General features: G+C 34.2%; 21 protein-coding genes. All 21 read right to left on the bottom strand.

Annotation, left to right across the window (positions count from 1 at the left end):
- Window positions 1–8: 8 nt before the first annotated feature.
- The 21 genes from ABIB50_RS10790 to ABIB50_RS10690 all read right to left on the bottom strand — a co-directional run bounded on the left by ABIB50_RS10790 (window position 9) and on the right by ABIB50_RS10690 (window position 22,874).
- A complete protein-coding gene (locus ABIB50_RS10790; protein ID WP_429379722.1) occupies window positions 9–920 on the bottom strand; it encodes a hypothetical protein in 912 nt (303 codons plus the stop codon).
- Window positions 920–1,636 carry an FkbM family methyltransferase gene (locus ABIB50_RS10785; protein ID WP_429379721.1) on the bottom strand — a complete coding sequence of 239 codons (717 nt, stop codon included), beginning with the start codon at window positions 1,634–1,636 and terminating at the stop codon, window positions 920–922. Before ABIB50_RS10785 ends, ABIB50_RS10790 begins: the two co-directional genes overlap by 1 nt.
- Before the next feature lie 100 nt (window positions 1,637–1,736).
- Window positions 1,737–3,302 carry a hypothetical protein gene (locus tag ABIB50_RS10780; protein ID WP_429379720.1) on the bottom strand — a complete coding sequence of 522 codons (1,566 nt, stop codon included), beginning with the start codon at window positions 3,300–3,302 and terminating at the stop codon, window positions 1,737–1,739.
- 536 nt (window positions 3,303–3,838) lie between these two features.
- Entirely contained in the window at window positions 3,839–4,885 is a 1,047-nt protein-coding gene (pseI, locus tag ABIB50_RS10775; protein ID WP_429379719.1) for a pseudaminic acid synthase, read from the bottom strand.
- A complete protein-coding gene (locus ABIB50_RS10770) occupies window positions 4,878–5,813 on the bottom strand; it encodes an ATP-grasp domain-containing protein (protein WP_429379718.1) in 936 nt (311 codons plus the stop codon). Before ABIB50_RS10770 ends, pseI begins: the two co-directional genes overlap by 8 nt.
- A 3-nt stretch (window positions 5,814–5,816) precedes the next feature.
- The gene (locus ABIB50_RS10765; protein WP_429379717.1) at window positions 5,817–6,521 is read right to left on the bottom strand and encodes a metallophosphoesterase family protein; all 705 of its coding nucleotides are present in this window, start codon (window positions 6,519–6,521) and stop codon (window positions 5,817–5,819) included.
- A complete protein-coding gene (locus tag ABIB50_RS10760; protein ID WP_429379716.1) occupies window positions 6,518–7,177 on the bottom strand; it encodes an SDR family NAD(P)-dependent oxidoreductase in 660 nt (219 codons plus the stop codon). The genes ABIB50_RS10765 and ABIB50_RS10760 overlap by 4 nt, the downstream gene beginning before the upstream one ends.
- On the bottom strand, window positions 7,177–8,136 hold the full coding sequence (gene pseG, locus ABIB50_RS10755; protein ID WP_429379715.1) for a UDP-2,4-diacetamido-2,4,6-trideoxy-beta-L-altropyranose hydrolase: 960 nt from the start codon (window positions 8,134–8,136) through the stop codon (window positions 7,177–7,179). The genes ABIB50_RS10760 and pseG overlap by 1 nt, the downstream gene beginning before the upstream one ends.
- Window positions 8,126–8,809, bottom strand: a complete 684-nt coding sequence (pseF, locus tag ABIB50_RS10750; RefSeq protein ID WP_429379714.1) for a pseudaminic acid cytidylyltransferase — start codon at window positions 8,807–8,809, stop codon at window positions 8,126–8,128. The genes pseG and pseF overlap by 11 nt, the downstream gene beginning before the upstream one ends.
- Window positions 8,802–10,001, bottom strand: coding sequence for a UDP-4-amino-4,6-dideoxy-N-acetyl-beta-L-altrosamine transaminase (gene pseC, locus ABIB50_RS10745; protein WP_429379713.1), 1,200 nt, complete (start codon window positions 9,999–10,001; stop codon window positions 8,802–8,804). Before pseC ends, pseF begins: the two co-directional genes overlap by 8 nt.
- 1 nt (window position 10,002) lies before the next feature.
- Window positions 10,003–11,013, bottom strand: coding sequence for a UDP-N-acetylglucosamine 4,6-dehydratase (inverting) (gene pseB, locus ABIB50_RS10740; RefSeq protein ID WP_429379712.1), 1,011 nt, complete (start codon window positions 11,011–11,013; stop codon window positions 10,003–10,005).
- 90 nt (window positions 11,014–11,103) lie between these two features.
- Window positions 11,104–12,390 (bottom strand): hypothetical protein, encoded by a 1,287-nt coding sequence (locus ABIB50_RS10735; protein ID WP_429379711.1) that lies wholly within the window; start codon window positions 12,388–12,390, stop codon window positions 11,104–11,106.
- The gene (locus tag ABIB50_RS10730) at window positions 12,387–13,262 is read right to left on the bottom strand and encodes a GDP-mannose 4,6-dehydratase (protein ID WP_429379710.1); all 876 of its coding nucleotides are present in this window, start codon (window positions 13,260–13,262) and stop codon (window positions 12,387–12,389) included. Before ABIB50_RS10730 ends, ABIB50_RS10735 begins: the two co-directional genes overlap by 4 nt.
- A gap of 86 nt (window positions 13,263–13,348) precedes the next feature.
- Entirely contained in the window at window positions 13,349–14,578 is a 1,230-nt protein-coding gene (locus ABIB50_RS10725; protein ID WP_429379709.1) for a class I SAM-dependent methyltransferase, read from the bottom strand.
- Between the two features lie 6 nt (window positions 14,579–14,584).
- Entirely contained in the window at window positions 14,585–15,376 is a 792-nt protein-coding gene (locus ABIB50_RS10720) for an FkbM family methyltransferase (RefSeq protein WP_429379708.1), read from the bottom strand.
- Window positions 15,377–15,396: 20 nt separating this feature from the next.
- Entirely contained in the window at window positions 15,397–16,014 is a 618-nt protein-coding gene (locus tag ABIB50_RS10715; RefSeq protein ID WP_429379707.1) for an acyltransferase, read from the bottom strand.
- Between the two features lie 21 nt (window positions 16,015–16,035).
- Window positions 16,036–17,307 carry a polysaccharide ABC transporter ATP-binding protein gene (locus tag ABIB50_RS10710; protein ID WP_429379706.1) on the bottom strand — a complete coding sequence of 424 codons (1,272 nt, stop codon included), beginning with the start codon at window positions 17,305–17,307 and terminating at the stop codon, window positions 16,036–16,038.
- On the bottom strand, window positions 17,307–18,155 hold the full coding sequence (locus ABIB50_RS10705) for an ABC transporter permease (protein WP_429379705.1): 849 nt from the start codon (window positions 18,153–18,155) through the stop codon (window positions 17,307–17,309). The genes ABIB50_RS10710 and ABIB50_RS10705 overlap by 1 nt, the downstream gene beginning before the upstream one ends.
- A gap of 70 nt (window positions 18,156–18,225) precedes the next feature.
- Entirely contained in the window at window positions 18,226–19,308 is a 1,083-nt protein-coding gene (locus ABIB50_RS10700; RefSeq protein WP_429379704.1) for a lipopolysaccharide biosynthesis protein, read from the bottom strand.
- Between the two features lie 17 nt (window positions 19,309–19,325).
- On the bottom strand, window positions 19,326–21,806 hold the full coding sequence (locus ABIB50_RS10695; protein WP_429379703.1) for an SLBB domain-containing protein: 2,481 nt from the start codon (window positions 21,804–21,806) through the stop codon (window positions 19,326–19,328).
- 135 nt (window positions 21,807–21,941) lie between these two features.
- Window positions 21,942–22,874, bottom strand: a complete 933-nt coding sequence (locus tag ABIB50_RS10690) for a GDP-L-fucose synthase family protein (protein ID WP_429379702.1) — start codon at window positions 22,872–22,874, stop codon at window positions 21,942–21,944.
- Window positions 22,875–22,911 lie beyond the last annotated feature (37 nt).

Below are 22,911 nucleotides of genomic sequence, written 5' to 3'. Positions count from 1 at the left end.
TGATATTTTTAATAAAGTTTTAAAGTTAAAAAACTAAATAGCCGTTTAAAAAAAATATTTCTATTTAGTTTTTTATAAAATTGAATAAGTTCATTACGAGCATCAATGCTTTCAACAGCAGGCGTCTGTTGCATGATTATTGGTTTGTCGGCCAAGTGAGCATCATAATAATTAGTTTTAGTAGAGTGCGTTCCGTTTCCGTCGAAACCTATATTTTTCACGAGGCTAACATTAGGATATATACACAATCTTTTGTTAACGAAATTTATAGCATCCCATCTAATTGCCCATGAATTATTTTTACCTGAAATTTGGTCCTTGAGCATTTGTGTATATTTTATGGAGCCGTCTAAATCAAACTGTTTTGTAAGCTTTTTTTCTTTTAGATCTAACAGTATTTTACATCCATCTTCTTCAAAGATATTCCATGCTCTTGACCATGTTGCCCAACCCCAACAGGAAAAATTCCTTAAAAAAAAAATTTCTGGTAATTTTTTCTTTATTGGGTACCAATATCCGCTAATACAACCTACGTTGTCTACGTCCTTATATAGTTGAAGCGCCTCATTCATGTAACACAAAAAGAATGGGGCAGTTACAATATCGTCTTCCAAAACTATAATCGAACCATATTTATTACAAATTTCTGTTACAGCTGTTATAATTGAATTGGATAAGCCTTTGTTATGTGCTTGTTCAATCACCTTAACTTCTTTAAACCGATTTTCGTTTTTGGCAATTATCCTGGTTTCCTTTATTTTTTCAAGAGTTTCATTGCTTGCACCAGCTTTTTCACCATCACAGTATATATATAGTATGCTTTGCTTTGCTTCGGGGTTAGCTGCAAGTGTGTTTAGTGCTATTTGTGTTTTAGCAGGGCGGTTATACACAAATAAAACTATAGGGGCTAATAAGCTCATTAATCTTCCAGTTTGTAAAATACAGTATTAACTGTTTTAGCAAAAATTTTATACCCCTTGCTTTTTAGATATTTTCTCACAGCACCGCTTTCAAATATAGCTTCCAAATCGTTACTTAAATCTTCGGCTAATATTACCTTTGGTTTTACTTTGTCCCAATCAATCGATTTTAAGACTTGAAAGTCTAATCCTTCTACGTCAATTGATAAAAAATCAACCTCTTGTTTGTCACTTAAATGATTGGATAGAATATTATGTAATGGTTTCGCTTTAAGCTTTTTTTCCTCGATTATATAATACCCATCAACATTATTTTTTTTTTTGGCTTCTTCTTCAGAAAATGTATTTAATGCCGATTCGTTAAAAATATAATATTTTAATTCTTCTTCTTTATCAGAAACCGGACATTCAATATTAATATCCATAGGGCGTATTTTTTCAAAAGAATTCATACTACCAGGCATTGCATCTATATTAATTCCTCTCCAACCCTTAAGATAGAAAAGATATGTATTAGAAAATCTTGTTGGGTGGTGAGCTCCGACATCAATAAAAAACCCCTCATTTTTATAATTAAAAATACGCTGTAAAATCAAATCCTCGCCTTCTTGGGAGTAAGATGTAATTGAATAGGAATACTTATTCCGTATCAATTGTTTAATAGATGTTGGCAAAAAAAAGCTTCCTGCTTTAACTATATATCTTTTTAAGTACATAAATTTAATTTAATTTTACTATAATTCCTTCTAAAAGAAAGGATAGCTATATTAATTATATTAATAACAAACCGGATAATACCATGCTTCAAGATTAACCCTACAATGCCTTCGAATAGTAATTAACAAAATCATCTCTATAATTAATATACTCCGATTGATAAATGTGATTCAAAAAATCGTCGCTAAATAAGTTACCCTTGAATGATGCGAAAATAGTAAAAATATCACCGTCTTTATCAGCTATTTTTTCCAAAAAAGCTTGGTAATAAAAACTGAATATGTTTTTTTGGTCATAATCAATTTCAGGGGCTTTAATACCCTTTAAAATTAAAAAGTACTCTTCTGTTGTTAAACAGGTGTGTACAAAATTAAAATTCGCATATATATTATCGTACAAAGCGACTACAGGTATTCCAAAATAGGCCATTTCTACACCAATTGTACCTCGTGCTGTACCTATTAGGTCAGGCCTTAGTTCAACAATATTTAAATTCGAAACAGATTCATCTAAAATATAAAAATGAGGACTGTTAAAGCTATTTATAAGTTCAATAGCTACGTCTTTAGCACCTTCAACACCATTTGGATGGGTTTTTATAAATACACTCGTATCCTTTAAATCTGTAAGTGCATTTAAAGTTTGTCTTAAAAACTCATACAAATCAGGAAATTGTAACATCCGGTTTATGTGGGGCGAATCATAAAAATCATGAACATATAATACAATATTTCGTTTTCTATATTTGAATTTGTCCGTAAGTTCTTTACTAAGCTTGCCGCCTGTATATGCGGAGCTTCGCATATAACTTGTTGCCGCATCAATTGTGCCGCTAAACCTCGATTCTAACCGGCTTTTTGCCTGATCTATTCGAGTTTCATCAAGCAGTTTTGATGATGAAAAAAGTGTATGATCTATTTGATGATAAGGAAAAAGATTTGTTAATTTTTGAATAACATATGATGTAGAGCCAATTGTATATACATCTATATTATTATACATACAAATGCGTGCGGGTATACCATGTTGAATATAAGAAACATAAGTATTCAAAAGACACTTAATTTTATTATTCTGTATAAAATTAGAGAAGTTATAAAATAAATTTAATGCCAACTCTATTGTATAGAAAACGTTTTCATTAATTTCGGCAATCGTAGGTTTATGAAAAAAACGCAAATAACTATCGTAAATTAAATCGCCAACTAAAATATCGTCAAATTTTAATAATAAAAGTTTTTCTCTATCATTTGGCCCAAGTTGTGCTTTTATTTTGTTCAATTGCTGTTTTATAATCTTCTGATCTTTATACTTCTCATCATTATTAAAAACAACTTCATTTCCAAAAGACAAATAAATCTTTTTGAGTATATTTATACCTAATGATTCAAAAATTAAATATAATTTTTGTGTTTCCCATGTCCAGTTAACATCAACTTTGTACAAATTAACAAACAAGTTGTTTTTTTCGGCAATGGTCTTACTTGCAGCAGCAAGTTTTATTGTATAATCATAGGTTTTAACCATTTGTACCAGTAAAATCCCATCTGCATTTTCCTTTACAGTATTTGCCTTAAAAAATGCTAGCGATTTTACAAACCATTTTTTTATATCAGTTAGTTGTTCTGATTTATATAATTTAAAAAAAGTAGAAATTGAGGACATTAATGAAATTTTGAACAATTTATTATTGAGATATTTAGATAGACGTATGTAAATATTAATTAAAAACAACTTCAGCTAATGGTTTTTCACTTAAATATTTATTTAAATAAAACTTAATGGAATTTAGGGAAATCATAAGCTCAGTATTTGTTAATTAGTTGATAATTTAATTCTGCAATTTGCCAATCTGATAATGTGTCAATATCTTGGACTTCGGTTTCGTCTAATATAATATATTCGGTATTTTCAGTAAATAATGATCGATCTATCCTATTTATTGTAAGCCAAAACCATTGGCCGGTGTCATGATAAACAAGGGTACGATCTTGATCTGGCATCTACATATTCAAGCCAAACAATACTAATTTTATCCTGCTAATTGATATCTGTTGAACCCGTTATTTCATCAAATAAAACACTCTTAATGCAATGTCTATTGAACATACAATAACGGGTTTACCATTAAAAGCTTTAATATTTATACGTGGTATAGGTTTGCTGCCCCCCTGGCCGGTATTATAGCAAGGTTAGATATACTAAGCAATTATATTCCATGATAAAGGAGTCCCTTGTTTTATTTCCACTTTTGCTTTTCGCCCCAATACCTGGTCGAAAAATTTTGTATGTAAACCAAACGATGGGCGTTTTGAGGCCAGATTTTCTTCTGTAAAAACTTCTCCTTCCTTAACATCTTTAATAATATATAATGATCGTTTATAGTTTAAACTTTTTACCTCTGATGTTTGAATACCGTATTGAATATGCCCCAACGCATAAAATGCTCTTTCACATTCAACAACCAACGCTTCCAATTCGTGAGGTTCCAGGGAAAATGTAGAATCAACACCGCCCTCAGCCCTGCTTAAAGTAAAATGTTTTTCAATTACGCGTGCCCCTAAAGCCACCGCCGCCACAGATGCACCAATGCCCATAGTATGGTCTGACAAGCCAACATGGCAATTAAAAAGATCTTTTAAATGAGGGATGGTTCTTAAATTTGTATTTTCAGGGGTTGCAGGATAAGTGCTTGTACATTTTAGTATGATTAGATCAGTGCAGCCATGGTCTCGCAGTAGCCTTATTGATTCATCTATATCTGAAATATTAGACGCTCCGGTAGAAATTATTACCGGCTTACCGGTTTTGGCAACTTTTTTTAAAAGTATCCAATCTGTATTTTCAAATGATGCAATTTTATAAGCCGGTACATCTAAGCTTTCAAGAAAATCTACCGCAGTTGTATCAAAAGGTGAGCTAAAAGCTATCATACCTTTTGAGCGTGCGTGATCAAATATAGGTTTATGCCATTCCCACGGTGTATATGCCTGGCTATACAAATCATGCAACTCACGGCCCTTCCAAAGCGAATTTTCATCTTGTATAGTATGTGCCCCCTTTACAGTAATTGTATCTGCAGTATAGGTTTGTAGTTTAATAGCATGTGCTCCTGCCGCATGTGCTGCATCTACAATTTGTAGGGCACGCTCTAATGAGTGGTTATGGTTTCCGCTCATTTCTGCAATTATAAATGGCTTATGGTCTTCGCTAATTGTAAAGCTTTCAATTTTTATTTCCTTAATCAACATATTCATTAAATCCTTTGTAAAAATTTTTCCCGTTTTCCGGCGGAGTATAATCAGGTATATTTTGATCTAACCTGTCAAGTATACTCCAAATTAAATCCTGGAAGCCCATTATATGCCTAAACATAACAGTGCTTGAAAAACGCGGGTTAATTTCAAATACACATGGCCCTTTGTTCGTTAGTCTTAATTGTACATTAATACTGCCTTTTAAATTTATTTTATCTGCAATTTTATATAATACTTTTTCAATATCATTATTTTGCACCACTGTGCCAAATCCAGAAAAACCACCAGTTAACTTTCGTCTGTATATAAGTTGTCTAACACTATTATTTCTGTCTCTAAATAGTCCGCAGGTATATTCTTCATCAATACTTCCCACTAATTCTTGAGCAATAAATTCCGGGTACCTGCCTTTATAAAAGTTAAATGCTTCAGCGTCTTCTACCACAAATATAGACTTACTGCCTGATCCATTTCTGCTTTTTAAAATTAAGGGCAATTGGGGTTCATTTAGTTTTGCAACAATTGTTGTTTGCGGGTATGGGAGTTCTGATTCTTTAAGGAAGTTTACAGTAGATAATTTATCAAATCCAATATTCATAGCGTGTATATTGGCAGTTATTAAAACCTTTCCAAAAATTTCCTTTTCTATGCGCTTCTCTGCAAAAAAACGAAGTTCAGGCTCAGAAATTGGCAGTATAATATCGATCTCGAATTTTTCTACAGCTTCTTTAAGTTTTTCTAAATAAATCGTAGACCGACAAACCGGCAATTGTATACAAGTATCGAAAATGAAAATACCAGCATGATCCAAATTCATGTCCGCACCAACCACATTTTTAAACAACAAATTGCTCTTTAGTATTTTTCCAATACTTTGCCCAATATCTCCGCCGCAACCTGTTACTAATATGTTATACATCACTTAACTTTTACTTCTCACTAAAATCGACCGAAGATAATCAATATCAGGATCAATTAATTCAATTTCTTTAATTAGCTCGCTGGTGTTATAGACTGTATTCTTGATTTCAAAAGATTTATTTTTAGTATCAATTATTGCCCAAGATGCAATTCCTCCGGCATATCTTGACTGCCCAACTGAACCAACATTTATTAAAATGCTGTTTTTATTTCTATAAGCGAAAGGATAATGAGAGTGGCCAACCAGCACAAAATCAAAACCTTCCTCGTCGCATTGCTCTAAAATTTCTTTTTTTGTGTCCGGATATAAATATTGATGACTATCCATTGGTGAACCGTGACACATTTTTATTTTAACATTATCTATAATCAAATCCATAGTGACAGGAGCTGTTGTTATATAGTCAATATCAGTTATTGTCATTTTATCAAGTGCTTGCCTATGGCCGCTTCCATATTTATTCCTGATTTCCTCGAATGTTACTTCACCATTTTTAAGTTGCAATAAAATTTCTTCATGGTTACCTCTAATAAACTTATAATCCCATTCAGTAATTAATTGCCAAACCTTGTCTGTATGATAATAATAGCCGCAGATGTCTCCTAATACTAAAAGTTGTTCTGCTTTATTATTTGTAGCGGTTTTTAGCACTTCTGCTAAAGCGTAACTATTTCCATGAATGTCGGATATTACAGCAATTTTCATTTGATATTATTAAAAATGTCGCGTGCCGCATCTTGTGGCGATTTAAGTAAATTATCGTCTTTAAGCTTTGCAAAATTTTTATTTTCTGGAAAATCTGAATTTCGGATCGTAGCCTGCATCTGAGTATCTAAAACCCCGGGGTCTATATTAAATACACGTATGTTGCCATTTTCTAGTTTCAGAGTATTGAAGAACATTTTTACAAAAGCTTTAGAAGAGCAATAAAGCGACCAGTTGGCAATTGCTTGATTTGCCGCACCGCTACTAATATTTACAAAATCCAAAATATTCAATGCAAACTCTTTAACTATAAAATTGGCAATTAAGACCGGTGACGTAACATTTACCTTTATTTGAGTTAAAACATCGTTTTCTTCGAATTTTCCTATCTTAGCTATCGGTAATATCGTACCTACGTTACTGATAAATACAATATGGTCGGTTATCGATAAGATTTTTTTTAAAGCCCCTAATTGCTCTATAAGTTGTTGTTCCTCAAAATCTGTGTGTAAATGGTAAAACTTGGGAGATCTTTGTTCTTTGTTTGCTTTTCTTGATATTGAAATTACCAAAGTATCTTCCTGGCTTAACGCAAGATTCGCTAAAGCTGCACCTAAACCTTTATTAGCTCCGGTAATAATATAGGCCTTGCTCATTATAATTCAGAGAAAATTTTTAACATCCTTTTGCCGCTTTTGCCATCTACTATAGTGTTTGGTTCATATTTCGCTTTTAATGCAATATCTAAGCTTATTTTTAACTTACTGCTACTAAAATCACCACAGTTCATTACATTCTTAAATTTTGAAAACTCTCTTAAAAATACGGTTTGATTATCAATATATTTTCCCGTGATTATAATATTTTTTGCTGACAAGCATTCAAATAATATGCCGCTAGCAGGTACTATCGCCAACTCCGCTTCGTGCATAATTTCGACCATTCGCTGTGCACTTACACCATTGTAAAAATGCACCCGAAAATCTGTTATACTTGCCAAACTGGTATGATATAAATAAGAACTACCTACAACAACTATTATTTTTTTAAATTGCTGATATCTAATCACCTCCAGTAATGTCGTATAGGTTAGGTTGTTGATATCTGACCCTCCAAAGCATATAAAAACAGTGTTTATTTTAAGAATAACCCTCTTTTTTAATGCACTATTTAAAAACTCGGGTCTTAATAAAGCGTAATCGGGTCCTAATGCAAATTTTGTATAGCCCTGATAACGGTAATCCTTGATTTTTATCCCTGGCGCGTGATTGATAACCAGATCGGCAAAAATTTCTTTATCGTGTAAATCATCAATTACCACCAAAGATCTCGCTTTTGCTTTTATAGTTAATTGGTAATCTGATTTAAAATGATAAGCATCTATAACAACAATATCATCTTTACTGATCATACTGAAAAAATCGGACTCATTCTCAATCACTTTTAATGCAAAAGACGCATGAAATGTTGAAATTACTTCATCAGGAATGCTTAGGCATACAAAACATATGTTAAATTTATCTTTTAACATATCGGCCAATGCAAGGCAACGCACCAAATGCCCTAACCCTATTTTAGGCGATGCATCCACTCGTATATAAACTTTATCTTTCAAAAATAAGCTTGTATTTAAGTTCGGCTATTTTCCAGTCAGATTCTGTATCTATATCCTGTACTTCTTCTTCTTTTAATATCACTATACCAGAATTATCTGAAGTTAATGACTCTTGATGAGTGGTCTTAAACCAATACCATTGACCGGCATCGTGGTAAACAGGTTCAAGGTCCTGAGAGCGGGTTTGCAAATATTCAGGCCAAACCATCTTTGATTTTCCTTCCTCGGTTATGTAAATGCCACGCCATATTGGGTAGCTAAATTGCACAGCCGGGTATACAGCAGACAGGTTTTTTTTATTGAGTTTTGCTACCCCCTCTTTTAAGTGAGCTATATTTACCAACGGCGCTGTTGGATAGATGCAACATGCGTTATCGAACATTAAGCCAGTCTGCCGATATTTATTCAATACTTCTGTTATCACGCTAAAGGTGGTAGAGTAATCGCCGGCGTTGACTTTGCTGCGTAAAAAAGGAACCTTAGCACCATATTTTATCGCTACATCAGCAATCTCCTCATCATCGGTAGACACCATTACTTCCTTAAACAAGCCACTTTCTAATGCCGCGTTGATGGAATAAGCAATTATAGGCTTACCTAAAAAAGCTTTAATATTTTTACGGGGTATCCGTTTGCTTCCGCCCCTGGCCGGAATAATCGCGAGGTTATTCATTGTAAAACGCGTTGATCATACTTATAACATATTCTTGTTCGTCAGATGTAAGAGTGGGGTACATGGGTAAACTAATGCAATGCTTATAATAATTTTCGGCTGCAGGCATATCCCCCTCCTTCCATCCAAACTGTTTATAGTAAGGCATTAAATGGCAGGGTATATAATGTATTTGCGCATAAATTCTATTTTCTTTTAAATAATTATATAACCCTAACCTATCATCAACTTCCAAAATATATAAATGATAGGCGTGGCCATCTATAACACCTGATTGTCCTTTTAAAAAAGATTTTCCGACAAATGCAGCATTGTAAATAGCTGCAATCTCTCTTCTCTTTGTCAAGCCATCTTCGGCTCTGGATAATTGGCTGTTGCCAAGTGCTGCCTGAAAATCTGTTAATCTGTAGTTATAGCCCAGGGTCTGCATCTCCATATACCAGCCAGGAAAATCTGCACCTTCTGCTTGGCTTTGGCCCGCAGCAAAATTTATGTCATTTTTAAATAGTGATAGATCTCTTGTTATGCCATGTGTGCGGAGCATCAATAAGCGTTTGTATAGTGCTTCGTCGTTAGTAGTGATCATTCCACCTTCGCCGCAGGCTATATGCTTAACCGGATGGAACGAAAAAATGGCAAGTTCTGCAAAGTTACCATTACCGCATAATTGCATTTTACTCTTACTGTCTGTAACATAACCACCAGGCGCATGGCACGCGTCCTCAATGATCCACAGATTATATTCGTCTGCAAGCGCTTTAAACGCTTCCATGTCTACCCCCCTGCCTGCAAAATCAACCGGGATTATTCCTTTATATGTGCCTTTTGGTGATTTTTCAAGCAGCGCGCGAACTGAATTAATATCTAGCAAATAAGTCTCAGGATCTATATCAGCAAAAACAACGTCGCCACCACAATACCGAACACAATTGGCCGATGCGGCAAAAGTTATAGGTGTGGTAATTACTTTATCATGCTCTTTAATATTTAATGCCATTATAGATAAGTGTAACGCTGCAGTACCATTAGCTACCGCAACTGCATACTTACTGCCTATATACTCGGCAAATTCTGTTTCAAATTGTAAAATATGGGGTCCTTGTGTTAAAAAATCGCCTCGTAAAACGTCATTTACAGCTTGTATATCTTCGTCTGTGATATTTTGGCGGCCATATGGAATTGACTTCTTCATATTAAGGCTTGAATGTTGGATCAACATGTTCTGTAATTAAATCCCTTAGGCTATCAATTGTTTCCCACTCAGCGTTTTCTCCAGATGAATAATTAAACCCTTCAGGTACTAGTTTAGCATTAAATTCCTTAATATAATCATCCAATTTCCAACCTGGTACTTGCGGCAAAATAACATAATATTTTCCTAAATCATAGGTTGTAAATGAATCTGAACTGGTAATCATTTCTTCGTGTATTTTTTCACCCGGCCTTATGCCACTAATCTTGTACTCACATTCAGGGCCTACTGCTTTTGCAACATCCATTATTTTATATGATGGAATTTTGGGCACAAATAGTTCACCTCCCCAAGCTGTTTCTAAAGCGTGTAATACCATATCTACACCGCCTGAAAGTGAAATATTAAAACGAGTCATATTTGGATCAGTAATAGGTAAAACTCCTTCTTTTTTCTTTTTCAGGAAAAAAGGTATCACCGATCCGTTTGACCCCATAACATTGCCATATCTAACAACCGAAAATTTTATGTCTTTATGTCCTTTAATATTATTAGCAGCGATAAACAATTTATCAGAAGTTAATTTTGTAGCTCCGTAAAGATTAATAGGCGCACAGGCTTTGTCTGTAGATAACGCTACAACCTTGGTAACTGCCGATTCTAATGCTGCTTTGATTACATTTTCGGCACCACCAATATTAGTTTTTACACATTCATCAGGATTATACTCTGCTATGTGTACATGTTTCATAGCTGCTGCGTGTATAACGTAGTCAACACCCATAAAGGCACGCTTTAAACGTTCCAAATCTCTTACATCGCCTATAAAATACCGTATGGCCGGGTATTCACTTGTAGGATAATCCTGAGCCATTTGGAATTGCTTTTGCTCATCTCTTGAGTAAATAACCAGCCTTTTCACATCAGGCCAGTTTTTAAGAATTGTTTTTGTTAACTCTTTCCCTAATGATCCGGTTCCACCGGTTATTAATACAGATTTATTTGAAAGCATGAATTATCAATTTATTATTAAAAGATTCAGATATACTAAATCCATATTTTTTACTAAAGTAATGTTTTAAAATATTAGTTTGTTTTATAGTTACCATGTGAAGCTGTTCCTTAATTGGACTGACGAGTTTTTTATAGCGTATTTGTCTCGTAGTTTCATTATATTATTTCTATATAATTCAAAATCAGGAATATACTCCTCATAATTTTCAATAATATCCGCCATTTTATCTGTGTATTCGCTAATATTATTACAACAAATACCTATTGGAACATCAGGAGTATTGAAAGTGTTAATACAGTCATTATCAAAATGCAGTATTGGTTTAACATTTGATAATGATTCAATAATTGTTCCGCTACAGCCAAGCCTGTATTTTTTTTTATTATACATAATCAAAAAAACATCTATATCCTCAGCATATTTTTCCATATCTATACGGGTAAGCGGTTTACCTTGGCTTGGGAAAGTAATATTTGGAAAGTTCGCTACGCCCATCCCTATAATACGTATTTCATATTTTTTATTAATATTTTTTTTGGAAAGCTCATGCCCAATGTTGTGCAACATTAAAGCATCACCGTAACCAAAAATTCCAAATCTCACATAATCATTTTTGGGCTGCGGAGTTGCCTTAACAAAATTTGTAGGAAACATTACCAAATTGATGTTTAACTTATCTACATCAATATATTTTGCAGCATTTTTAATAATATGCGGCGATAGCACTACATATTTAAAATCATTCGAATGATTAAAAAGTAACATCGCCTTTGTAGATAACCATTTGGAAGGATTAATTTTTAACCGGTTTAACTTAGAGTTTATTAATCTTACACCGATCTTAAATTTCCTTGGGTAATCTGCTAATTTAATTTTTCTTATTTTTTCCAAATAACTGCTACTGATAGCATTATTAAGATTTGGAATTGATAAGTCCGGATCATGTGCTTCACCTTTATCGGAAGCAATGTTTTCAAAATCGCCGTGCAGTACAATTGTAAATTTGAGATGCAGATACTCAACATGTAACTTTAATTTCTTTATCAGGTAAATAATAAGCGGGCTGTAAGAAAGAAAAAATATTTTATCTACTTTTAAATTATTTAATTCGTTAAATATTTTTTTTAACAAAAAATAATATCTTACTGCACCACTTAAGGATGAAGAATCTTTAAACTTAATAGGTATGTATTCAATATTTTCAATAATTATTTCATCATGCGCCAATATTGCTTTAATAGCGCTAATGTGCGAACTATCGGCATAAAATCTCAATGGTTCATCGGGATAGGCTAACCTCAATGCATAAATAAACCCGCTATTTACTTTTTCGTGGCTAAATTCCTTACATATTAGTTCACAAATAACTATCATAAATTTTCCATCATTATATCCGCCAATTGATAAAAATTAACCTTAGGCTCCCAACCTATACTTTTTATTAATGCCGGATTGCTTACCAACGTGCTATATTCGGGAGTAAAATTTGCGGATATAGTTACATATTTCTGGTAATCTTTATTTATTTTTTCAAAGCAGTACTTGGCCCATTGCTTAATACTAAACGCTTCGCCACTACCTATTACTGCCTCAAAAATATCGTTTTGATTTACCAACTTCCAAACTGCATCAACCACATCGCCCGCGTAATTAAATTCTTTTTTCACATCAATGTTCCCCAGTTCCAGCTTTTCAGATTTTCCTAAAGCTACTTGATTAACCGCATGTGCAATTTTTTGATTTACATGCGCTACAGATCGTAATTGACTATCATGGTTAAAAAAGTAGCCTACATATACAGGTAAGCCGAAAGTAGATCTATAATACCTGCCAGCATATACCGAGTGTATACGCGATACAGAATAAGCGCTACTGGCTTCAAAAGGTGTTTTTTCATCAATAGGCAGGCTCTTATTTTCAAACTGCATAGCGCTGCCCGATAAAAATATTTTACTTTGTGGCGAATATAATTTTGCCGCTTCAAGTACATTAATTGTGCCTGTACTGATTGCTTCGTGATTTTCAAATAAAGCTGCGTGACGGGTAGTAGAGTTAGCAGCAAAATGGAAAATATATTCAGGTTTATGCAGCTTTACAATTGAACTAACAAATTCATTATCTGCCACATTTCCAATTACTGTAGCGTTTGATCGTGATACCCCTATTACTTCTATTTTTTGTTTTTGCAACAAATTCGAAAGAAATTTTCCGTCCTGTCCATTACTACCGAAAATGAGTGCTTTCATTACTATTATCTTTTCAGTTTGTACCATTTAAATAAAAATACAGCGTTAGTCTTAAACAATACGCTGCATTTAATACTATTTATTGGTTACACAATTTCGATTTCGGGCAGTGGGAAAATAAATTTACCGCCGTTTTCTAAAAATTTTTGTTCACGCTCCAATATGCTGTTCTTAAAATGCCATGGTAAAACCAAGAAATAATCGGGGTTCATTTCCCTGGCTTCTTTTTCTGAAATGATTGGAATATTGGTACCAGGTGTAAAACAACCAAATTTCTCTTCATTAACTTCAGCTATATACGGTATGTGCTTATTGGTAAGGCCGCAAAACTGCAAAAGCACGTTGCCTTTTGTACTGGCGCCATAACCAAAAACTGTTTTACCATCCTCAACCAAGGCTAATATTAATTCAGTAAGGTTTTTTCTGTGCCTAAAAACACGCTCCTCAAAATCGCGATATGGCTTTGGGGTATCCAAGCCCATTTCGTCTTCCTGTTTTAGCATCCAACTAATAATAGGAGCATTTGATTTATATTTAGCATTGCTTTTGCAAGCAGTTACAGCAAAACTACCACCGTTAATTGCGTTCATCTGCACATCAATAACACGTAGACCTGCGTTTTCTAATATATTTTTCACCACCCTAAACGAGTAAAACTCCAAATGCTCGTGGCAAATTGTATCGTATGAGTTAGTACGTAACATGCTCGGCATATAGCTTTGTTCAAAATGCCATACACCATCATCTGCTAATACCGATTCAATATCCCGTACAAAGTGATTGGGGTCCTCAAGGTCATAAAACATGGCTATTGAGGTAATTATTGTTGCTTTTGAACCTGCAAATACAGAATTAAAAACATCAGCCGAAAAAAAATCGGGTAGTAATGTAATTTCGTCTGTATAAAATTCTTTGAACTTGCTGCCGGTTGGATCAATACCTACTTTCCGGCATTTTGATTTATAGGCTTTTAATGATGTTGCGTCATTACTTCCAATGTCAATAACCAGATCGCTATCCGTAGGTTTAACCAGTTTTTCAAGAAAACTAATTTTATTCTGCAAATGCTTAACCATCGAATTATTGAGGCCGGACCGGTAGCCATAATTATCGCCATACATTTCATTTGAATCATAAGATTGTTTCATTTGAAGAAGGCCACTATCTGGGCACCATACCAGGTCTAACGGACCTTTACTTACTTCTTCGTCTGTGCTTTTAGGAAAAACACCCGTTAAATATTGTTCGCCCAAAGAAAGAACGGTAACCAGGTTTTCGCTTCCACTAATACGGCATTTAGAAATTTCTTTATACATAATAAATTATTTGGGTAAAATTAAGAAGTTGCAGGCATCAACCACTTTTGAGAACTTATAATCAATGCTATTAACAAAGTCTACGTAATCTTGAAAACATAAATTGTATTTCTCTTCAAATACATATTGATATTCAAACAAAATTGGCATTCTATTTCTGTTTATAGTATTTATTGCACCTTTTAATGCTTTAAGATCTCCACCTTCAATATCAATTTTCATGAAACTAATAGGGTCTTGTATATTTAGGCTATCAATAGTTATTGACTTAACCTCACGACCATTTTTTGCTGTGTAATCAACACCATGCGAACCATAGGTTTGATATTTTTCAAAATCTTGAACAGGGAAAAATAAAACCTCGCCATCTACATCATGTACTGCGCCAAAATGCGGAACTATAACCCCGTCTTTATTGTTAGCTTTAAAATTCTTAACAGCAACAGAGTAAACAAAATCATCAGCGTCAAATGAATGAACATGTCCATTCTCCCCAACCATGGTAGCATAAAGAATACTCATTTGTCCAAAGTTGCAACCAACGTCAAGCACTGTTGACCCTGCTTTTATAAATTTCGAAGCTAGGTTTACAACATTTTCATCAAAAACAGTATTACCTTTTATTGCTAACGCAATTTCATCATTAACCGCGTCAGTAGGTAAATAATAGTTGCCGGTACTTGTTTCGTAGTAAGACAACCTATCGGTTTTGACAGATTTTTTTTGATTAATATCGGCGACATGGCGGGTTATATTTAAGCCAACCTTATTAAATGCATTTTGAATAATTTTTTTCATTTTAATTTTGAAAGTTTAATCTATTGAAAAAACGGGAAATAATTTAATTTATATTTAATTTCTGAATTACGAAGGCCAATACTTTTAGCTGGTGTACCTGCAAAAATATTAAAATCCGGTATATCCTTTGTTGCTACCGATAACGCCGCTAATACAGCTCCTTTTCCGATTGTTACACCAGGCATAATCATTGCTCTCGCACCAATCCAAGCATAATCTTCAATAACTACAGCTTTATAAAAACAATTAAAATCAGGGTCATTTACTATATGTGAAGAGGTAAAGATATAGGTTTCAGCTGTTATAGAAACATTGTTTTTTATAATTATTTCTCCTTTAAAAATGCAATTTCTACCCAAAACTGTATTGTTGCCAATATCAATATTGCCTTCAAACCTGCATCCCATATGAATAAACGTGGACTCTCCAACTTTAACTCGCATTATTTTTTTTAAATACAGAATTCGAATAGTATTACTTGGAAAATTTGTTAACCAATCATTATATAAATAATTTTTAAAAGCCTTAAAGAAATGAATGGTGCCATTATAAAACTTAAGCAAAAAAATATAAACCCTAAGCAGATATTTTACTGGGATGGTTGTTTTTCTTTTCCTTAATGTATCTTTAATAGTCACCAAAGTTATTCTTTGTATATATTATATATTTTTTGCAGTCCATTCATGTTCTAAATAAACATGCCCATATATGGGTAACGTTGGTAGTAAACTAGGAGACTCAATTGTTTCAGGCACATCAAAGCTTAACAAATCTGTATTGTAATAATAATATTTAATTAGCTGTAAACTAATTCCAAAACCAAGCCTGTATTTACCTGAGCATAAATTAAAGTTATGGATTAAACAACTTATCACGTTTTTTCCTTTCTTTATTTCGAACTCAATATTTTTTTTGGTTTTTGAATTAGATGCAAATACAAATCCACTAGTGTCTTCATGTGATATCATTATTTCTATACCAACTTTAATATTTTCATCAAGTTCACCATCCAATTCAATATCTACCACTAAAGGTTTATAAGGTAAAACGACTCCTTTTTCGTCACTATTTAGTGAGATTTTTGATATGGTTACGCCAATCTCTCTTACCTTTATAGGTGAAAAAGTTTTCTCAGTCTCAAGTGTGTAAGCATAGTTTTCTATAACGGTGTTAATATCACCATCCATTTTAATTGACCCATTTTGTAGCAAAATCCCTTTATTGCAAAGTTGCTTTATTGCCGACAAATTATGGCTTACAAATAAAATTGTCCTGCCATCTCCATGGCTAATATCACTCATTTTGCCAAGGCACTTGGTTTGAAATTCTGCATCACCAACGGCTAATACTTCATCAACTATTAAAATTTCTGATTCCAAATGCGCCGCAACAGCAAATGCCAAACGTACATACATGCCAGATGAGTAACGTTTTACGGGGGTATCAATGTACCTCGCTACTCCCGAAAATTCTACTATTTCATCAAATTTGCGCTTTATTTCATGTTTACGCATGCCTAATATGGCACCGTTTAAATAAATATTTTCGCGACCAGTGAGTTCCGGATGAAAACCCGTGCCAACCTCAAGCAAACTGGCAATACGCCCGTTTATTTTTATTTGGCCGCTGGTAGGTGATGTAATACTGCTTAAAACTTTAAGTAAGGTACTTTTACCTGCACCGTTTCGCCCTATTATTCCAACCGCACTACCTTGTTCAATTTGAAAGTTAATATCTTTTAAACTCCAAACCACGTTTGATTCACCCTGAGATGTACGATCATTAGTTTCGCCAATTTTTAGAAACGGGTCTTCTTTGCCCCTTTTTAAGGCCCACCAGCGCTTTAAATCATACGCCAATGCACCTGTATTAAACTGGCCTAACTGGTACGCCTTTGATAAATTTTCGACTTCTATTGCCAGGTTACTCATTATATAGTATCAATAAAATTCTTTTCCACCCTATTAAAAATATTAATCCCTAATAGCACTAATACGAACGAAATTATAGTAGAATATAATAATCCTTGTACATCAAATGTACCTGATCCTAATAGACCCTTTCTAATACCTTCAATAACATATGTCATGGGGTTTAGCGATATAATGGTGCGCATAGTACCCTTAAGGCTTGATAATGGATATACAATGGTTGTTGCATACATTAACAACTGTACGCCAAAAGTTACCAACAATGATAAGTCACGGTATTTAGTGGTTAACGCGGATATGATCATCCCTAATCCTAACCCTTGCGAGGCCATTAAAACAATCAGCCATGGAAATGCCAGTATATACCAGTTAAAATGGAAAGTTATATCAGTAAACACAAGGTAGTAAGCCATTAACAAAACCACTAAAAAAAATGTAACCCCAAACCTTACCAGGTTTGACATAACGATACTTAAAGGCATTATTAATCGTGGAAAATAAACTTTTCCGAAGATATCGGCGTTATCTTTAAATACTGTGGAAGTTTTTAATAGGCACTCTGAAAAATACGTCCAGGCAGATATGCCTGCCAGGTAAAATAACGGTCTTGGTATGCCATCACTTGGTATGCCTGCTAAATTGCCAAATACAAAAAGGTAAACTGCCATTGTAAATATTGGTTGTAGTAAAAACCAAACAGGACCTAAAATAGTTTGTTTATAAAAAGCAACAAAATCTCGCTTAACTAATAAAAATAACAGATCACGGTAGTTCCAAACATCTCTTAGTTTAAGGTCAAACTTTTTTGTATCTGATCCGATTACTTTATCCCAATTTCTATTATCCACCTTGTTATGCTATTATATTATTATATTAAAAACCAATTGGTATTATGTTTTATTGTATTTTAAACGGGGCTTATCGTAAAATATCAGTCAATATTTTTTTAAGAATCAAAAAAACGCATATTAGCATACCCGCTAATATGCCTCCAACCATTAAACTGTTGCGTTTACTCAATTGAGTTTTATCAAGGGGTAAAATGGGCGAGTCAATGACTTGTATTAACGGGGTCTCTTTCCTTAATGAAATTTTAGATATTTCCAAGTTCTTAACTAATTCTGTCAAAATTGCGGTATTAGCTTGTACATCTACTTTGCGACGATCAGTTGGTGCCCTAAGTACTTGTAATGATGGATTTGGATTTGGGTTAAAATCGGCAGATGAAGCCGCCCCTGTTATGGCCGAATTAAGTTCGCGTCTAATTGAATCCACCTGTTTTTGCAAAATTTGCACGTTTTGTACAGATTTACGAGTTTTAGTATCTACATAAAAATCAGACACTGTTTTTGCTAAAACTTCTGCAAAGTACTTGGCAAATAATTCATTAGGTGAGTGTACTTTTATTGTTATTATACTTAACTTTTTATCAACTTTATCAACTGACAAACTACTTTTAACTATATCGTTATAAAAAGTTCCGAGAATACTATCCTGTTGTAAGTTAAATTTAGTGCGATCTGCGCCAGGCTGAAAATCAATTCCTTTTAATTTAGGTTTGTCGTCCCATGATTTACGGTATTTATTAAATGCTATATAATATTGCGCTAATGTTTGTTTCTTGTTATATATAATAATTGGTGTCAATAACGTTTTCTCTACAATAGATCGCGACTTCATTAACCCTAGCAAATTATCGCCAGCAAAAGCCCCACCACCACTACCTCCCAAGTCAATCCCAAACTGGCTTGCTAAACCTGCTGCTGGGCCTACGCCTCCAGATTTATCATCCTCAAGTGCAAAACTTAGTGCTGCTTCATAAACAGGCTTTTTTGAATAAGCATATCCTACTCCAATAGCACCGCCCAAAAGCCCTACAATTAAAATAATAACCCATTTTGATAAAAGGTAAAGCCACCACTCCTTTAACTTCAGGATCAGATCTTTCAACGATGCTTTATCAGGGTCATTATTAACCTGTTCAATATTATGCTGAACCATTAGATCGTTTATTAAATTTATTTATTTAAGCTTAATATTCCTAAAATTATAGCGCCTAATGATGCCAATCCGGTAGTGTAACCTAATATTTCTTGCGCTGTATTCCCTTTTGGATCTGGTTTTTTAGGCACATATATTTCACTTCCTGGTCTAACCCTAGGATGAATATTAAAAAACAGAAATTTACTTGTTCCTTTGACAGTCCCGTTTGGATACATAACATAAGCCCCCCTTTTTAAGGCACTTGGCGAAAAGCCGCCTGCATTTAAAACATACCCCTTAAAATTTTTATTATTATTATAAACTACAACACTTGGAAAAAGGACTTCGCCATTTACCCTAACAGTTTGTTGTTGTTTGGTTATCCTCAAAACATCGCCATTTTCTAATATAAGATCCTCACCCGTACCTGGATTTTGCAATATCTTTTTTAAATTAATACCTACAAAATTATTTCTTAACTGGTCTTCATCTACATTGGTAGAATCTTTATACGTTTGTTTTAATCGTCTTAACCGGTTAGTGCGCTCTTGTTTGAGAACAGTCGTGTCACTATAGCTTTTGGTTTTATCAATACCCAATACTGCTGCATTTTCACGTTTCAAACTACTACCATCAACGTCGGCTGATTGTGTCAGTCCACCTGCACGGGCCACAAGGTCAGAAATTTTCTCATTTTTCTTTTGTATCGTATAATAGCCCGGGAATATTACTTCGCCCTCAACTTTAATTATCTTTTGAGTTTCATAACCTGGTAAACTGTACACCGATACGATATCAAATGGTTTAAGAGAAAAATTAACATCTTCAAATTTCAAATTAGCATCAACATTCACACTAAATACTTGTGCCACCCGGCTATTTTTTTGGCCAGGGTCGCTATCAAAAACACGTCGCGATACTTCAATCCGTTTAGCGCTTGCACCTTCTCCAAACCCTCCGGCTTTAATAATCAGATCAGCTACTTTCATACTGTCTGCATAGGCAAAATCGCCAGCATTTCTTACCTGTCCTTTTATGGTTACTGTGTATTTATCATGTAGTTCAAATACCGAAGTAATTGAAACGTTATCTTCTCTTTGTAATACAATATCAGCAGAGGGGTTTGCTAATATATCCTGAACGTTAAAAGATAGTTGCTGCGTAGAATTGTCGGCATTTAACCTGATGATACTTCCACGACCTGTAAAAGCATCTTCTCTTAAACCACCCGCGTTTCTAATAAGTTTTGATACGGTAAGACCGTCCTGTAATTCAAATTCTCCAGGCCTGAAAACTGCACCACTAATTACAACTCTGTTTTCATATCTATCTAATATTCTTGAAACAGTGTATTTGTCGCCACGTAGTGGTATATATTTGTTATAATCTGCTTCAATTATATCTTTAAATCTATGTTGTCTGTCGCTAACCTGATCTACTTTAATACGAGCTGTGTAGGCCTGATCTGTAAAGCCGCCACTATAGCTTATAATATCCTGTAATTTTTCTCCAGGTATAGTTTCAAATACTGCCGGTACCTTCACTTCTCCCTTTAACTCAACATGTATTCCGTAAGGGGGCACGTGTATAATATCCTGATCACGCAAAACTATATTACTTTTCCTGCTTCCGTTTACAATAAAATCATACAGATCAAGCTTGCTGACAACTTTGTTATTTCTTATAATTTCTATTTTTCTAAATGAGCCTATATCACTAGGTCCTCCCGCCGAAAACAAAGCATCAAATGCTGTTGATAATGATGATAACGAGTAGGTACCCGGTTTAATCAATTCGCCCTGTAAAATAACATTAATAGTTCTGATATCGCCCAATGTAACGTGTACTGATGTTCCTCTGTCAATAGCGTAATTATTTGCTGCCAAGCGACTTTTTATAGCTAAAGTAGCTTGCTCAATAGTTTTTCCGGCAACGTTTAATACACCAACCCCGGGTATGTTAATATTTCCTTCGGGCGATACAGTAAGCTCCCAGTTAGCTATGGAATTGCCATAAACACTTACACGAAGCTTATCATCAGGGCCAACAATATAGTTTAACGGCGTTGCTAATTTTAAATTAGGTTGAAAAGTATTTGCTTTACTATTTCTAAAAAGACTGGCTCCAAATATTTTAGATTGATTGACAAACAATGGCGCTTTACTATCCTGCTCATCATTATCTTTTAATGCGTTTACTTTACGCGATGATTGATTACCAGAAGTATCGATGCCTGTGTTACTGCCATCTTTTTTCCGTATTTCGGCTATTCTTGTTTGTAAACGTTGTGCTTGGGCGGCAGACAATCCTCTAGTTTGCGCCATTTGCAATAATTGTCCATCGTTTAGGCCTTGCGATTGCGCATTTTGCAGTACTGCTTTTAGCTGTGCGTCGGAATAATCATCAACATTAAAAGTTGACAAATTTTGTGGGAGTGACTGGGCAAAGGCTGATGAAAATGCTACAAGGCTGAAAATAACAACCAGTATAGATAAGTAGATTTTTAATTTATTCATTATATTATGATAATCGCAGTAGTTTTCAAAAAACCAAAAAACTGCAATTTGATTATTAATAAATTTACTGCAATAATAAGCAAATTTAATTATTTAGCGGCTATGCAACTGCCGCTGTAATGATTTCCCTTGCAATTATCCTATGTGTTTTTCCAGAAAATCGTCATAAGCTAATTTAATGCCATCTTGTAAGTTAATAGTGTGCTTCCATCCTTTACTGTGCAGTTTACTTACATCCATTAATTTACGAGGTGTACCATCAGGTTTACTTATATCGAAATTTATTTCGCCGGTATAACCGATGATATTCTTTATCAACAATGCCAAATCTTTAATTGATAAATCGTCCCCGGTGCCAACGTTTACAAGCCCTTCTTCATCATAATTCTGCATGAGGTAGTAACAGGCTCCTGCCAGATCATCAGCAAACAAAAATTCGCGTTTGGCTGTACCTGTGCCCCAAATAGTAACTGCTGCAATATTTTGTTCCTTTGCTTCGTGAAACCTGCGAATCAAAGCAGGTAACACGTGGGAGTTTTGCGGGTGATAATTATCATTATATCCATACAAATTAGTGGGCATTACAGAGATATAATTACAACCATATTGCGCTCTATAAGCATCACACATTTTTATCCCGGCAATTTTGGCAATTGCATAAGGCTCATTGGTTTCTTCAAGTAAGCCCGTTAATAAATACTCCTCTTTAAGCGGTTGGGATGCCATTTTTGGATAAATGCAACTTGAGCCCAAAAACATTAATTTCTTAACCCCGGTTACATACGATGAATGAATAACATTATTTTGGATTTGTAAATTATCATATAAAAACTCTGCTCTGTAAGTGTTGTTAGCTATAATTCCTCCAACCTTTGCAGCTGCTAAAAATACATAGTTGGGTTTTTCGTTTGCAAAAAAATCGCCAACCTGCTGTTGATTCCGCAAATCCAGTTCTGCCGATACCCGGGTAATTATATTTGTAAACCCCTCTTTTTCCAGTTTACGATAAATGGCCGAACCAACCATACCCCTATGACCTGCAATATATATTTTGGAGTGTTTTTCCATTATTGATTATATATTTTTGAATTTTAAAGTTTCCTCC

Origin of the sequence: Mucilaginibacter sp. UYCu711, from assembly GCF_050433825.1 — a bacterium.
Lineage (GTDB): Bacteria > Bacteroidota > Bacteroidia > Sphingobacteriales > Sphingobacteriaceae > Mucilaginibacter.
The sequence above is the reverse complement of the archived record's forward strand: the minus strand, read 5'-3'. Positions and strand labels throughout refer to the sequence as shown.

Excerpts from the sequence above, each read along its gene's own strand:
- ABIB50_RS10735 (WP_429379711.1), bottom strand. The coding sequence starts at position 12,390 with ATGATAGTTATTTGTGAACTAATATGTAAGGAATTTAGCCACGAAAAA.
- pseF (WP_429379714.1), bottom strand. The coding sequence starts at position 8,809 with ATGAATAACCTCGCGATTATTCCGGCCAGGGGCGGAAGCAAACGGATA.
- ABIB50_RS10700 (WP_429379704.1), bottom strand. The coding sequence starts at position 19,308 with ATGGTTCAGCATAATATTGAACAGGTTAATAATGACCCTGATAAAGCA.
- ABIB50_RS10690 (WP_429379702.1), bottom strand. The coding sequence starts at position 22,874 with ATGGAAAAACACTCCAAAATATATATTGCAGGTCATAGGGGTATGGTT.
- ABIB50_RS10785 (WP_429379721.1), bottom strand. The coding sequence starts at position 1,636 with ATGTACTTAAAAAGATATATAGTTAAAGCAGGAAGCTTTTTTTTGCCA.
- ABIB50_RS10730 (WP_429379710.1), bottom strand. The coding sequence starts at position 13,262 with ATGAAAGCACTCATTTTCGGTAGTAATGGACAGGACGGAAAATTTCTT.
- pseC (WP_429379713.1), bottom strand. The coding sequence starts at position 10,001 with ATGAAGAAGTCAATTCCATATGGCCGCCAAAATATCACAGACGAAGAT.
- ABIB50_RS10695 (WP_429379703.1), bottom strand. The coding sequence starts at position 21,806 with ATGAATAAATTAAAAATCTACTTATCTATACTGGTTGTTATTTTCAGC.
- ABIB50_RS10720 (WP_429379708.1), bottom strand. The coding sequence starts at position 15,376 with ATGAAAAAAATTATTCAAAATGCATTTAATAAGGTTGGCTTAAATATA.
- pseB (WP_429379712.1), bottom strand. The coding sequence starts at position 11,013 with ATGCTTTCAAATAAATCTGTATTAATAACCGGTGGAACCGGATCATTA.
- ABIB50_RS10765 (WP_429379717.1), bottom strand. The coding sequence starts at position 6,521 with ATGAAAATTGCTGTAATATCCGACATTCATGGAAATAGTTACGCTTTA.
- ABIB50_RS10760 (WP_429379716.1), bottom strand. The coding sequence starts at position 7,177 with ATGAGCAAGGCCTATATTATTACCGGAGCTAATAAAGGTTTAGGTGCA.
- ABIB50_RS10770 (WP_429379718.1), bottom strand. The coding sequence starts at position 5,813 with ATGTATAACATATTAGTAACAGGTTGCGGCGGAGATATTGGGCAAAGT.
- ABIB50_RS10710 (WP_429379706.1), bottom strand. The coding sequence starts at position 17,307 with ATGAGTAACCTGGCAATAGAAGTCGAAAATTTATCAAAGGCGTACCAG.
- ABIB50_RS10790 (WP_429379722.1), bottom strand. The coding sequence starts at position 920 with ATGAGCTTATTAGCCCCTATAGTTTTATTTGTGTATAACCGCCCTGCT.
- ABIB50_RS10725 (WP_429379709.1), bottom strand. The coding sequence starts at position 14,578 with ATGTATAAAGAAATTTCTAAATGCCGTATTAGTGGAAGCGAAAACCTG.
- ABIB50_RS10780 (WP_429379720.1), bottom strand. The coding sequence starts at position 3,302 with ATGTCCTCAATTTCTACTTTTTTTAAATTATATAAATCAGAACAACTA.